At 66.4% G+C, this 12,965-nt stretch carries 13 protein-coding genes, 1 tRNA gene and 1 pseudogene; 8 read left to right on the plus strand and 7 right to left on the minus strand.

The features are described 5' to 3' along the window. Positions 1-469: 469 nt before the first annotated feature. Together V8686_RS06575 and V8686_RS06580 are read left to right on the plus strand one after the other, a co-directional pair. Positions 470-748, plus strand: a complete 279-nt coding sequence (locus V8686_RS06575) for a type II toxin-antitoxin system HicB family antitoxin (RefSeq protein ID WP_379703161.1) — start codon at positions 470-472, stop codon at positions 746-748. Positions 749-908: 160 nt separating this feature from the next. After that, positions 909-1,220: pseudogene (locus V8686_RS06580) on the plus strand (hypothetical protein); the annotation flags it as partial. A 311-nt stretch (positions 1,221-1,531) separates the two neighbouring features. Here the strand turns inward: V8686_RS06580 and V8686_RS06585 are convergent. Together V8686_RS06585 and V8686_RS06590 are read right to left on the minus strand one after the other, a co-directional pair. Then, a tRNA-Ile gene (locus V8686_RS06585) sits at positions 1,532-1,605 on the minus strand. Between the two features lie 56 nt (positions 1,606-1,661). After that, positions 1,662-2,138 (minus strand): FxsA family protein, encoded by a 477-nt coding sequence (locus V8686_RS06590; RefSeq protein ID WP_379703162.1) that lies wholly within the window; start codon positions 2,136-2,138, stop codon positions 1,662-1,664. A gap of 95 nt (positions 2,139-2,233) precedes the next feature. On the opposite strand from V8686_RS06590, the gene V8686_RS06595 reads away from it, so the two are divergent. Further along, the gene (locus V8686_RS06595; protein WP_379703163.1) at positions 2,234-3,832 is read left to right on the plus strand and encodes a DUF255 domain-containing protein; all 1,599 of its coding nucleotides are present in this window, start codon (positions 2,234-2,236) and stop codon (positions 3,830-3,832) included. Between the two features lie 41 nt (positions 3,833-3,873). Then, positions 3,874-4,677 (plus strand): TrmB family transcriptional regulator, encoded by an 804-nt coding sequence (locus tag V8686_RS06600; RefSeq protein WP_379703164.1) that lies wholly within the window; start codon positions 3,874-3,876, stop codon positions 4,675-4,677. 3 nt (positions 4,678-4,680) lie between these two features. Here the strand turns inward: V8686_RS06600 and mptA are convergent, their stop codons facing one another. From mptA to V8686_RS06625, 5 genes are all read right to left on the minus strand, one after another. Beyond that, positions 4,681-5,613 (minus strand): GTP cyclohydrolase MptA, encoded by a 933-nt coding sequence (gene mptA / locus V8686_RS06605; protein ID WP_379703165.1) that lies wholly within the window; start codon positions 5,611-5,613, stop codon positions 4,681-4,683. A gap of 181 nt (positions 5,614-5,794) precedes the next feature. Continuing rightward, the gene (locus V8686_RS06610; protein ID WP_379703166.1) at positions 5,795-6,202 is read right to left on the minus strand and encodes a DUF7124 domain-containing protein; all 408 of its coding nucleotides are present in this window, start codon (positions 6,200-6,202) and stop codon (positions 5,795-5,797) included. Between the two features lie 348 nt (positions 6,203-6,550). Beyond that, on the minus strand, positions 6,551-7,987 hold the full coding sequence (locus tag V8686_RS06615) for an NAD(P)(+) transhydrogenase (Re/Si-specific) subunit beta (protein WP_379703167.1): 1,437 nt from the start codon (positions 7,985-7,987) through the stop codon (positions 6,551-6,553). Between the two features lie 3 nt (positions 7,988-7,990). Beyond that, positions 7,991-8,317, minus strand: a complete 327-nt coding sequence (locus tag V8686_RS06620) for an NAD(P) transhydrogenase subunit alpha part 2 (RefSeq protein ID WP_379703168.1) — start codon at positions 8,315-8,317, stop codon at positions 7,991-7,993. 12 nt (positions 8,318-8,329) lie between these two features. Continuing rightward, positions 8,330-9,520: a Re/Si-specific NAD(P)(+) transhydrogenase subunit alpha gene (locus V8686_RS06625; protein ID WP_379703169.1), complete on the minus strand. Its 1,191-nt coding sequence runs from the start codon at positions 9,518-9,520 to the stop codon at positions 8,330-8,332. Between the two features lie 255 nt (positions 9,521-9,775). Between V8686_RS06625 and V8686_RS06630 the strand changes: the two genes are divergently transcribed. From V8686_RS06630 to V8686_RS06645, 4 genes are all read left to right on the plus strand, one after another. Beyond that, positions 9,776-11,533 (plus strand): helix-hairpin-helix domain-containing protein, encoded by a 1,758-nt coding sequence (locus V8686_RS06630; RefSeq protein ID WP_379703170.1) that lies wholly within the window; start codon positions 9,776-9,778, stop codon positions 11,531-11,533. Positions 11,534-11,675: 142 nt separating this feature from the next. Next, complete coding sequence (locus V8686_RS06635; RefSeq protein WP_379703172.1) at positions 11,676-12,095, plus strand: universal stress protein; 420 nt, start codon at positions 11,676-11,678, stop codon at positions 12,093-12,095. A 112-nt stretch (positions 12,096-12,207) separates the two neighbouring features. After that, positions 12,208-12,399 (plus strand): hypothetical protein, encoded by a 192-nt coding sequence (locus tag V8686_RS06640; protein ID WP_379703174.1) that lies wholly within the window; start codon positions 12,208-12,210, stop codon positions 12,397-12,399. After that, entirely contained in the window at positions 12,399-12,809 is a 411-nt protein-coding gene (locus V8686_RS06645; protein ID WP_379703176.1) for a hypothetical protein, read from the plus strand. Before V8686_RS06640 ends, V8686_RS06645 begins: the two co-directional genes overlap by 1 nt. The last annotated feature ends 156 nt before the right edge of the window (positions 12,810-12,965 follow it).

A 12,965-nucleotide genomic window follows, 5' to 3' on the forward strand; every position in this document is an offset into this window, starting at 1 on the left:
CCGGTTCGGCGAGCGACGTCGAGAGTCGCTGCCGAAACACACGGAAAAAGCTGGCGCGAAAACGGAAGCGGGCTGCGTGATCGGGGACTGGACGTACTTTGGCATGTCGCTATGGTTGGTGGTCGATAGACTATCCCATCACCTCTCTACTACTATGGTATGATATATCATGACAAGAAGATTGTGGCCGAGAGGCGAAGCGTGTCTCGACCGTCGATACCCTCGCTTTTGCACCGCTTTACGAACCTCTTCGACCGACAGGAGTGCGACGAGTGTAGTACTGCGCGTGCCGTCCAGTGGGCCACTCGTACGGAGGGTTGAAGCATCCTGGGCCCTTCCTTCGGAATGGCTTCCGCTTAGGATACGGAAGCCCGTGCGGACCCGACGCCCTATCGTCGGGGTCCGTTTCTCGAAACCCGTAGACGTCCGCCTCCGAACGCTTATCGGCGCACTCCCACTACTCCCGAGTATGAGTACCGGGCGCGAACTCCGCCTCATCGAGGTGGACGAGGGTGGCTGGTCGGCAATCGACGAGGAGTCGAACGTCGCCAGCCAGGGCGAAACACGCGAGGAGGCCCTGGAGATGCTCGATGAGGCCGTGGCACTCCACACGGGCGAGATTGGCGAGTCCGTGACCGACGAAGACCTTCGGGAACTCGGCATCGGCCCCGAGTTCGTCCCCGAGTTCGTCCCCGACGAACCGCAGGACCCCGACGCGCCGTGGTTCGATTCCGAGGAGTCGCCGTAGTCCGGACGCGATTCACTGGCCGTTCTGCACGGTGTGGGTAATAACTGACTATCGTGGGGACTCGCCCGTGGCCCTCCGGGACGAGTTCGAAGACGTGGACAAAAGCCGAGAACGTCGCGCGAGCGGTCGGGAGGAGGCGCTGGACGAGGCCGGATCGTAGGTGGACGGCGGGACGGACTTTTTGCTCGCGCTCATCAAGACCGACGGTTGGCTCGGCGAGTCGGCCGAGGCGGTGTCTCGAGAGCATCGAAACGGGCTGTGGACATCGCAGTTCTCCCTCATCGAACTCCTGCCGGTCGCGAACGCCGTCGAACTGCTGGAGGTTCGCGGCGATGCCGAGACGATGTTGGCCGCCGCGAGTTACGTCGCACAAGAGGGACTGACGCCCTTCGATGCGCTTCACTCGTCGAATCCGAGTATCGTCTCTAACGACAAATCGTACGACGGACCCGCAGAGCGGGTCAAACTCGAAGAGCGAGCGATCGCTGACGACGAGTACGCTCATTCTGCGGTTTCCGGATCGAGGGTCATCACCAATCGCTCTCGCACACTTTTCGTCGCTCCGCCCGGCGGAGCGTTCGTCCGTGTCGCTCACGCTCGACCCTTCCCATCGAGGTCGCGGTCGTAGGGACCGCGCACGACGAGCAGGCGAACCTGCTCGCGCTCGAAACACTCATTGCCGAGATAGACCCCTCTCTCGAAAGGGTGAAAGTGCCGAAATGAGGTGGCTGGGGAGGGTTGCGCGTGGGTTCCGGCCCGGACAGATTCCGGGTGGAATCCGAGTGGGCCAACGCGGATTTGAACCGCGGACCTCCCGGTTATCAGCCGAGCGCTCAACCTGACTGAGCTATTGGCCCAGGTGAGCGCATCAGTTGCTTGCGTGGTCGGTCGTTTAAGCGTTTCCGTTCGCGTTCTATTCGTCGTCGACGCGATAGGAACCGCGGTCGACGTCGTACACGTCGTCGTCGTCGGGGAAGCCACCGGTGTAGACGCCGCCGGTGACGAATCCCCCGCTTTTCTTGTCGAGGTACGGTCGTACGACGACTCGGTCGAGGACGGCTCGAATGGGTGCCCGAGTGAGCGGTACGGCGAGCAGGAAGCCGATGGCGTCGGTGACGAGTCCCGGCGTGAGCAGGAAGGCGCCCGCGGCGATCAACAGTCCGCCATCCATGAGCTCTTTCGTCGGTACCTCGCCCGTGGCGAGTCGTTCCTGTAGCCGCCGGACGGTGTGGCGGCCCTCCGCTCGCACCAGCAACATTCCGACGAGGCCGGTGAGGACGACCAGTGCGACGGTGACTGGCGCGCCGACGGCGTCGGCGACGACGACCAGCAACAGGGCGTCGGTGAGGGGTACGAGCAACAGGAGTACAAACACCCAGCGCAGGCGCATACGCCCCACTACCGGGTGGCCACTCATAGCCCTTTTGACGCCGGTTCCGACTCGCGTGACGAAGGTCTTAGGCCCACCCGCCCCCGAAGGTGGCTATGACCGACGGGACGCGCGTCGAGTGGCGGGCGTGGGGTGAGGCGGCCTTCGCGGAAGCCGACCGGACCGGTGCGCCCGTGTTGCTCGCGCTGACGGCGACGTGGTGTGGGGAGTGCCACGAGATGGACGCCAGAACGTACAGCGAGCCACGCATCGCGGCCAACCTGAACGACGGATTCGTACCGATTCGCGTCGACGTGGACCGCTACCCGCGGGTGCGCGAGCGTTACAACGTCGGCGGCTTCCCGTCGACGGTGTTCTGTACGCCGAACGGGGAACGCATCGCGAGCGCCGGTTTCCTCGGTCCGGACGGGATGCGACAGGTGATCGACCGGGTTCGTGAGCGGTGGGACGCGAGCGGCACCGACGCGGGGCGCGTGCCGCGTGCCCTGGCCGACGACCGGCCACCCCGGGGACCGGTGACCGACCGCATCGAGGAACACCTCGCCGGCCAGGTCGACGGCGCCTTCGACGCGGAGTTCGGCGGCTGGGGAGACGCTCCCAAGTTCCCGCTGCCGCGGACCGTCGAGTTCACCCTCAAGCGTGACCGGGCGAAGGCTCGTCAGACCCTCGATGCCATCACCCGGGGGCTGTTCGACGAGGATGCGGGTGGATTCTTTCGGTACGCCCGGACCCGGGACTGGGGTGACCCGGACCGTGCGAAACTCCTCGCGGACAACGCGGCGCTGGTGCGGGCGTTCGCACACGCGTACTGTTACACCGGCGAGGACGCGTACCGACGGCCGGCGGAGCGATCCGTCGAGTACCTGATCGACGCCCTCTGGAACGGGTCGGCGTTCGGCGGGAGCCAGGGCCCCGACGACGTGGCGGACGACACGGGACCGCGGACGGATCTGACGGCCTTCGCCGACTCGAACGCCCTCGCGGTCGACGCACTCCTGACGCTCTCGGGATACACCGACGCCGAACGTCCCCGAAAGTACGCCACCCGAACGCTCGAGACGCTCCGGACCGCCCACGTCGCCGACGACGGGACCGTCCGCCACTGGGACGACGACGACGCTCCGGAACTCGTCCTCGCGGATCAGGCGTGGACGGCCGCCGCCGCCGTTCGTGCGGCGCAAGTCCTCGGCGACGAGGAGGCCCTCGAACTCGCTCGACGGATCGCCGACCGATCGATCGAGTCGCTGTTCGAGGATGGGGTGTTCCGCGACGGGCCGGCCCGGGGACCGGGGCTGCTCGACCGTCCGTTCCACCCGCTCGACGGAAACGTCGCGATGGCCGACACGCTGCTCGACCTGGCGGCACTGACCGGCGACTCCCGCTACCGAGAGGTGGCCCACGACGCCGTCGCCGCCTTCGCGGGCGCCTGGGACCGGCTCGGCGTACAGGTCGCCGGCTACGGCGCCGTGGCCGCCCGCCTGCAGCGCGATCCGCTGGTGATCGAGGTGGCGACCGATCCCGGTAGCGACCTTCACCGTGCCGCCCTGCGCGTCACCGACCACGAGAAGGTCGTCCGACCGGACGCCACGGCGCCCGAATCCGGGACGGCGCTCGTGACCGTGGGGGACAGATCCCGGATGGCCTCGACCCCCGCCGCCCTCGTCGAGGGTGTCGCCGACCTGGCGACCGAGTAAACGAACGAATCGTTTTTATTATCGGCGAAACTTGCGGATGTATGACGACGCTTCGAGATCTCGGGCTATCAGAGTACGAATCACGGACCTATCGAGAACTGCTCGAGCACGGCCCGACAACGGCAAAAGAGTTGTCCTCCGCCAGCGACGTACCGATGGGGCGGATCTACGACGTGTTGAACGCGCTGGAGGGGAACGGTCTCGTCCGGAGCCAGTCGGCTAGCCGGCCGAAAAAGTACGTCGCCGTCGAACCCGACACCGCGCTGGATCGCCTCGTCGACGCCCGGAAGCGCGAGCTCGACCAGCAGGCCGAACGGTACGAGTCCGTCGCCGCCGACCTGATCGACGACCTAGACACGGCCGACGCCGTGCAGGGGCAGTTTTGGACCGCCGCGGTCGGACCCGAGGAGACGGTCGAGTTGTTCCTCGAACGCCTCTCCGCGGCCGACGTCCGTATCTACCACGTCGCCGGCCTCCCGTCCGCACAGATCGACATCGGTGAGGTCGGTCAACAGGTCCTAGAGTCTTTCGAGGCGGCCCTTGCCCGCGGCGTGTCGGTGCAGGCGCTCATCGACCCTGATCTCGTCGAGACGATCCCCGAGGAACTCAACGAACAGTTCTCAACCCGCCTCCGCGGTCACGAGAACTACCGGATTCGCGCGTCGACGGACATCGACGGCACGTTCACGTTGATCGACAGCGAGGAGCTGTGCATCGAGGTGCCGAACCCGCTCGATTCGAGCGAAGTGTTCGCGATGATCAACTTCAAGGACGCCGCCTTCGCGGACGACGTGCGAACCGTCTTCGAGGAGCAGTGGGACGACTCGACGCCGCTCGACTTCTAGCGCTCAGGGCTGGCCGTTGACCTCCTCGCGGAGCGCCTCCAGCGTGAGTTCGCGCTCCGCGTGGGCGTTGTGCTGGTGGATCGACTCGTCGTTCGACTGTTTCATGTGGACTACCGACTCGTCGGGGAGCTGGTCGAACTCCTCGACGACGGACTCGGCCAGCGAGCGAACGCAGTCCTCGACGAACTTGGCGTTCGCGTGGGCGTGGTAGGTCATGTGGTCCTCGTCCGGACGTTTCGCGAGGTTGTAGATCCGCGCGCTCATCGCGTCGCGGGCCACGTCGATCACGTCCCGCAGATCCACGTCGGGCGACCCGTCGCTCGTGATGGTGAGCGTCGCGTGGCCGCGCTGTGAGTGACCCGGCTGCGGAACTTCGTCCAGGAAGGTCTCTACCGTCTCCTCGTCGACGCCGAGGTCGATCAGGGTGTCGTGGGCGCGCGATTCGGACATCCCCTGCGAGCAGGGACAGACGGTCATGCCCGTAACGCGGGCACCGATCTCCTCGCGGGTACCCTCGTCGGTCGCGACGGCGCCCGCGATGATGGTCGCGGTGTTCTGCGTGTCGAGACCGGAAGCGGGCGTCCGCTCGCGGGTGACGTAGTCGGCTTCCATCCGCACCTCGGCCGTCGAGGTGTAGTCGTGCTTCTCGAGGAGGCGCTCGGCGACGTCACCACAGACCTCCTCGACGCGGTAGGACGGCTCCGAGACGGCGGCCTCCAGCGTTTCGTCGATCACCTGCATGTTCCGACTCATGTCGATTCCCTTGCGGCCGCTGGGCAGGTCGACGAACACTTCGAACTCCGCCATCAGGACGATCGGACGCTTCCCGTTTCGGTCGAGTTTGACGAGTTTCTCGACCCCGGTGACGCCGACCTGACTGAGCCCGACGGTCACGTCGGGTTGGCTTGCCTGAACGTCAGGCAACTGGTGACTCATCGACTATCGGCAGGGTCGCGCCGCGATTATGGCTTTCGGTCCGACCGGTGAGAGTTGCGTCCCGTGGACAAATCCGGGTGCGCCGTTGGCGGTCCGTCCACTCGTACGGACGGTCGTAACTGTGTCCCGGCCGTCCCCGCCGCCGTCGTCGACGGACGGGGCCGACTGACGACAGTCCGTCTCAGGGCCAGTCGTCCCGTGTCTCTCCCTCGAACGGGTCCGCTTCCTCGGCCGCACCCAGGTCCCACTCGGCGAACTCGGCAGCCTCCTCGACGTCGAGGTACTCCCAGTCTCGCTCCTCGGCCGCGGCCCGGTCCTCGTCGGTCGTACCGATGAAGACGTGCCGGTCCGTCTCGAACTGGTCGGCCACGTTGTCGAGGCTCTCGCGGACGCCGCGCGGTCCCGAGAAGAAGTCCTGGCGGATGCGCCGCTTGCGCGTGAAGTTGGTGACGACGTACGTCGGCTGATCGCTGAGGACGCCCACGTACTCGGTCCACTGTCGGGCGTCGTCGAACACCGCGTTCGGGTCGGCGAGCGCTTTCAGCGCCTCGAGTTCGAACGCGAGCGTCATCGTCCCACCGCTGTCCATAGACGAGGTATCGCCGGACTGGGCAAAACGGCTTCGATCCGTGACCCGGCCGCTACTGGACGTGGTAGTAGTCGGTGAACACGACGACGTCGCCCTTGTTCAACCCCGAGAGGTTGGACGGATCCCGGGGGGGATACCCCCTCGGAGACGTGAACGAGATACTTCTGTGCCGAGTCGTCGAGTTCGTCGAAATGACGCACTCGTGCGCTCTCGGGCACGGTGTCGGTTCGGTTCACGTCGTATTCCGCGTCGACGGTACGTGTCATATGGCAACAATTGCCACTGTGGGTGATAAAGGTTTCGTCGGAGGGGGTGCGACGGGATCGGTCGCGAACCGCCCCGTCGCCGTCAGTGGTTCTCCTTGTAGACGTTCAGCAGTTCCTGCATCGACTCCTTGGCGTCGCCAAAGAGCATGTTCGTGTTGTCCTGGGCGAACAGTGGGTTGGGGACCCCGGAGAACCCGGGACTGAGGCTCCGCTTGTTGACGATGACCGTCCGGGCCTCGCCGACGTTGAGGACCGGCATGCCGGCGATGGGACCGGAGTCGGCCGTGTTGGCCGATGGATTCACCACGTCGTTGGCACCGATGACGATGACCACGTCCGTCTGGGAGAAGGTCGGGTTGATCTCCTCCAGATCACGCAGTTTCTCGTAGGGAACGTCGGCCTCCGCGAGGAGGACGTTCATGTGCCCGGGCATCCGGCCCGCGACGGGGTGGATGCCGAACTCCACGTCGATACCGTTCTCGGCGAGGAGTTCGGCTAGCTCCGCGACGGCGTGCTGAGCCTGGGCGACGGCCATCCCGTAGCCGGGGACGATCACCACCCGGTCGGCGACGTCGAGGATCATCTCCACCTCCTCCGCGGAGGTGGTGGTGATCTGCCCCTCGTAGATGTCCTCCATCTCCTCGCCGTCGTCGCCGCTCTCGCCGATCCCGCCGAAGAAGACGTTCGCCAGCGACCGGTTCATCGACTCACACATGATGATGGTGAGGATCAGCCCCGAGGCGCCGACGAGCGTCCCCGCGATGATCAACACCGAGTTGCTGAGGACGAATCCGGTCGTGGCGGCCGCCAGCCCCGAGTAGGAGTTGAGCAGTGCGATGACGACGGGCATGTCGGCGCCGCCGATGGGGATCACCAGCAACACTCCGAGGATCGACGCGGCGACGATCAGGACCCAGTACGAGGGAACCCACTCGGCGAGGGGTACCGAGCCGAGCAGCGGCGGGCGAAGTGTGAGGTGGAGGCCGGCGAGGACGGCGACGATCAGGAACGCGGCCTTGGCGATCTGTTCGCCATCGTATCGGACCGCCGAGTCGTCGATCACGCCGTGGAGTTTGCCGGCGGCCACCACGCTTCCCCAGAAGGTGACGGCACCGATGATGCCCGCCAGCGAGGCCGTCGCCGTCACGCCCACCCCGAAGCTTCCGGTGCCGAACATGTCGATCACTTCGGCGCCGGCGACCAAGGCGGACGCTCCGCCGCCGAACCCGTTGAACAGGCCGACGAGTTGGGGCATCTCCGTCGTCTCCACCGTCACCGCCAGCCAGACGCCCACCGCCCCGCCGACGAGCAACCCGGCGAACAACAACACGGGTGTGAGGATGTTGGTCACCAGTACCGTCACCCCCACGGCGAGTGCCATCCCGCCGGCGGAGATGAGGTTCCCCCGCGGCGCCGTCCGCGGGTGGGTCATGTCGCGGAGGCCCTGGATGAACATGACGCCGGCGACGAGGTAGACGAACGCGAGCGCCGCCTCGGGGAGGTCGAGAATGGCGGCCATGGCTCAGTCCCTCCCTCCGCTGCGGAACTGATCGAGCATGCTGTTGGTCACGAGGTAGCCGCCGACGACGTTGACCGTCGCCATGACTACCGCCAGGAATCCGAGTACCGTCGCGTACAACGTCTCCCCGGACCCGGCCACGACGACCGATCCGATGAGCGTGATCCCCGAGATGGCGTTGGCTCCCGACATCAGCGGCGTGTGGAGGTTCGTCGGGATCTTGGTGATGATCTCGTAGCCGACGAACGCGGCCAGCACGAACAGCGTCAGGTTCCGGACGAACACCGAGGCACCGTCGGTGGCCAGCACGAACGTCGCCGGGTCGGTCATGGTGCCCTCCGCTCACGCATCGGTCTTCCCCTCCGCTGGCTCGTCCTCCGTCTCGTCTTCGTCGTCGTCGCCACCGCCGCCGTTCTCGTGGGGTCGTCGTATCGTGCCATCGTGTGTGAGTAGCGTCGAGTCGACGATCTCGTCGTCCGTGTCGACGTCGAGCTCGCCGTCCGCGAGCAGATGATCGAGGAAGTTGTACAGGTTGTTGGCGAACAGCTGACTCGCCGTCTGGGCCACCGTCGCCGGGAGGTTGGTCGGTCCGAAGATGGTCACCCCCTCGTGGGTGATCGTCTCGTCGGCCCGGGTGGGTTCGCAGTTGCCGCCGTCCGCGGCCGCCAGGTCGACGATGATCGAGCCGTCGGCCATCTCCTCGATCATCTCGGTGCTGACGAGTTCGGGGGCCGGCCGTCCGGGGATGGCCGCCGTCGTGATCACTACGTCCGACTCCGGGACCACCCGGCTCATCTCCTTGCGTTGCTGGCGGTAGAACTCCTCGTCCATCTCCCGAGCGTATCCCTCCTCGTCGCCCGATTCCTCCGTCTCGAGGTCGAGTTCGACGAAGTCAGCGCCCAGACTCTCCACCTCCTGTTTCACTTCGAGTCGGATGTCGTAGGCCCGGACCGAGGCCCCGAGACGTTCGGCCGTCGCGATGGCCTTCAGACCGGCGACGCCCGCACCGATGACGAACACCTCCGCGGGGCGGACGGTGCCGGCGGCGGTCATCTCTAAGGGGAACAGCTTCGGCAACTGCTCGGCCGCCACCAGCGTCGCCTTGTAACCGCCGATACTCGCCATCGAGGACAGCACGTCCATACTCTGGGCGCGGCTGATCCGCGGCATGAGTTCGAGTGCGAACGCGCTCACGCGGCGGTCGGCGAGTTCGTCCCATGCGTCGAGGTCGTGCGGGCCGAGCGTTCCGACGACCACCTGCCCTTCGCGGTACGGGTCCATCGGTTCGTCGGCGTTCGCGGCCAGTCCTCGGACCTGACAGATCACGTCCGCGCGCTCGAACACCTCGGCCCGGTCGTCGACGACCGTACAGCCGACATCCTCGTAGGCCGCGTCGGCCCAGTCCGATCCCTCGCCAGCGCCGCTCTCGACGCAGACGTCGACGCCACGGTCCACCAGCTTCTTCGTCACCGGCGGCACGAGAGCGACTCGCGTCTCCCCCGCCGCCGTCTCGCTCGGTACGCCAACGATCATGACACGATTCCCCGGTTCGTGCGGTTCTCGACGACCGGTTCGCCGGGAACGCCCCGGCCGCCGACGTCCCGCTGACAGTTATTTCGTCGCATGTTCACACGCCACTATGTGTAAATCTCCCACACGCCTACGAATGTTTGAGTGTTCACATAAATTCTCGGGGTAGTTTCCGGGGTTCGCGCCGCCGCATTTCCCGTCGGCTCGCGGCCGCAATCGTGTGAACTTACTTACTACTCCCGACACTACCCACACGGGATGAAGAACCGGGCGGTCGCCGAGCGACTCCGCGAGATCGCCGACTTCCTCGCAATCCGGGAGGTGGAGTACAAACCGCGCGCCTATCGGACCGCCGCGCGAAACGTCGAATCGCTCTCCGAACCGATCGAGGACGTGTACGACCGCGGGGATCTGCAAGAGATCGAGGGCGTGGGCGAATCCATCGCGGAGAAGATTGCCGACTACCTCGACACGGGGGAGATGTCGTACTACCGGGAGCTTCGTACGGACCTCCCCATCGATATCGAGGCGATCACCAGCGTTCAGGGCGTCGGGCCGAAGACGGCGAAGCGCCTGTATCTGGACCTCGACGTCCGGACCCTCGAAGACCTCGAACGCGCCGCCGAGGCGGGCCGCATCGCCGAACTCGACGGGTTCGGCGAGAAGTCACAGGCGAACATCCTCGACAACATCGAGCGCGCGAAACGTGGCCAGGAGCGAATGCTTCTCGGTCACGCGTTCCCAATCGCACGGGACGTCGAGCGGCGACTCGACGAATCCGACGCCTTCGACCGGGTCGATACCGTCGGCTCGTTCCGGCGGCGGCGACCGACCGTCGGCGACGTCGACGTACTGGCCACCGCGACCGATCCCGAGGCCGCCATGGAGACCTTCTGCACACACGGGGACGTCTCGCAGGTGTTCTCCCGCGGTGAGACGGGTGCGTCGGTGCTCGTCGGCGACGACCTCCGGATCGACCTCCGAATCGTCGCCGACGAGGAGTACGGGGCCGCACTCGTCTACTTCACGGGGTCGAAAGCCCACAACATCGCGCTCCGAAACCGGGCGATCGACCGCGACTGGAAACTCAACGAGTACGGACTGTTCGACGTGGGCGAGGCGCGACGCGAGGCGTCGGAGACGCCCCGGGAAACCGGTGGCGACGACGGTCAGCGGGCCGGCGAGCGCATCGCGGGCGACACCGAGGAAGCCGTCTACGCGGCGCTGGATCTCGCCTGGATCCCGCCGGAACTCCGCGAGGATACCGGCGAGATCGACGCGGCCGCGGCGAACGACCTTCCCGACCTGGTCGCGACCGACGACGTGCGGGGTGACCTGCAGTGTCACACCGACTACTCAGACGGGTCACACTCCGTTCGCGAGATGGCGGTCGCCGCCGACGAACACGGACTGGAGTATCTCCTCGTTACCGACCACGGTCCCGAGGCGCCCATTCCGAGCACGCTCGACGCCGACGCGTTCGACGCTCAGCGAGCCGACGTCGAGGACGTGAACGCCGACGACGAGATTTCGGTGACGATCCTCCAGGGTATCGAAACCGAAATCACCGAGTCGGGACTCGGCGTCCCCGACGACTGGTGTGACCGGTGTGACCTGGTGGTCGCGGGCCTGCACAGTCGCCCCGACGAGCCGACCGAGCGGGTCGTTCGGGCGCTCCGGGAGGCGCCGGTCGACGTGTTGGCCCATCCGACCGGCCGGTTGCTCACGGAACGCGACCCCCTCGATCTGAACCTGGACGCCGTGCTGGGAACTGCCGCCGAAGAGGGGGTTGCCGTCGAGATCAACGCCCAGCCGAGACGGCTCGACCTCGACTGGCAGGCAGTCGCGGAGTATCGCGACACCGCCGATTTCGTCGTCTCGACCGACGCCCACACCACCGGCGAACTCGACTTCCTCCACCTGGGCGTCGCACAGGCGCGCCGCGGGTGGTGTGACGCGTCCGACGTCCTGAACACGCGGTCGCTCGACGACCTTCGTTCCGCCTTCGGGGACTGATGCGAATCGTTGTAACTACCGGCCGACGCCGACCACGGGGGCAGTGACGGCCGGAACTGACGGAGCACAGGCCGTCTGGGGGGTGCTCCCTCGAACTGGGAACGATGCTGACAGTTAAATGATACCACGCCGTAGGGGGCCCATGGGCTCGATTCTCCTCGCGACGGACGGTAGCGAGTACGCACGGCGGGCGGCCACTCGGGCCATCGAACTCGCCGAGGAACGGGACGCGACGCTCCACGTCATCTGTGTGGTCGACGAACGCCGATTCGGCGACCCGGCGCTCAGCTCGGCGGAACTGGCGACCATCTACGCGGAGGACCACGCTACCATTACCGTCGACGAGGTCACGCGGATGGCGGAGGCGAGCGACGTCGACGTCGAGGGCGATACCCAACACGGTCTTCCCCACGAGATCATTCTCGACTACGCCGACGAGGTGGACGCGGATCTCATCGTCGTCGGCGAACACGGCGACCACGAGGAGCATTTCTCGGGCGTCGGACGGGAAATCACCGAGTCGGCAGTCTGCGAGGTGGTCGTCGTCGACGGCGGGACGTAGCCACCACGTTCTCCCTCCCGCTCGTTCTCGCTCACCGACTCCCGACCGCCGACCCGAACCCCTGTCAGACCGACTCCCCACCTCGTATCTGCTCCCCGCCGGCGTCGTCGTGGTGATCGGACTGTTCCTCCTCGCCGTCCAGTTGCGGGGGGCGGCGACGGCCGCCGCGGCGCCGGCGCTCGAACGGGTCTTCGCCAAGGTGCTCGTCGGTGACCTCTCCGCGCTCGGTAACGGCTCCGTGATCGCCGCGCTCTCGCTCTCGCCTCTCACCGCCGACCTCGTTTCGGCCCCCAGGCATTCCTGATGACCGCCGGGTCGCGGCTCGGCTCCGCGGCCATCGTCGTGTTCGTCGGCGCGCTCGATCACCTCCAGCGAACGGGCTCCTCCCTCCAGCACTCGATCAGGATGGGACTGCTCGTCTTCCTGTTGACTCACTCGATATACCTCCCCGCGACGCTGCGCGGCTACCTGGCGCTCCCGGCGCTCAGTCCGCCAATCCGCGCCGTGAACGGCGACTGGACCCTCGGCGTCCGAGCCCTGGCGACGATGGATCCGCTCGTGGTCGGCATCACGACCCGACTCGGTCCCCTCCTCTCGGTGCTTTTCGCCGTCGCGCTCCTCCTCGGGAGCCTTCACCTCTTCGACCGCCTCCTCGGACGGGTCGACACGTCGACGCGCCGCGGTCACTTTTTCGATCGCTTCGAGCGCACCTAGGTCTCCTTCGCTATCGGTCTCGTCGTGACGGGCGTGAGCACGAGCGTCGCGTTCTCGCTCGGCGTCATCGTGTCCTCTACAACCGCGGCTACGTCGAACGCGACGAACTCGCCCCCTACGTCCTCGGGGCGAACCCTCGTTCTCGGTCCGCTGGCG

Origin of the sequence: Haloplanus litoreus (assembly GCF_045690335.1) — an archaeon.
In the GTDB taxonomy this organism is placed as follows: domain Archaea; phylum Halobacteriota; class Halobacteria; order Halobacteriales; family Haloferacaceae; genus Haloplanus; species Haloplanus litoreus.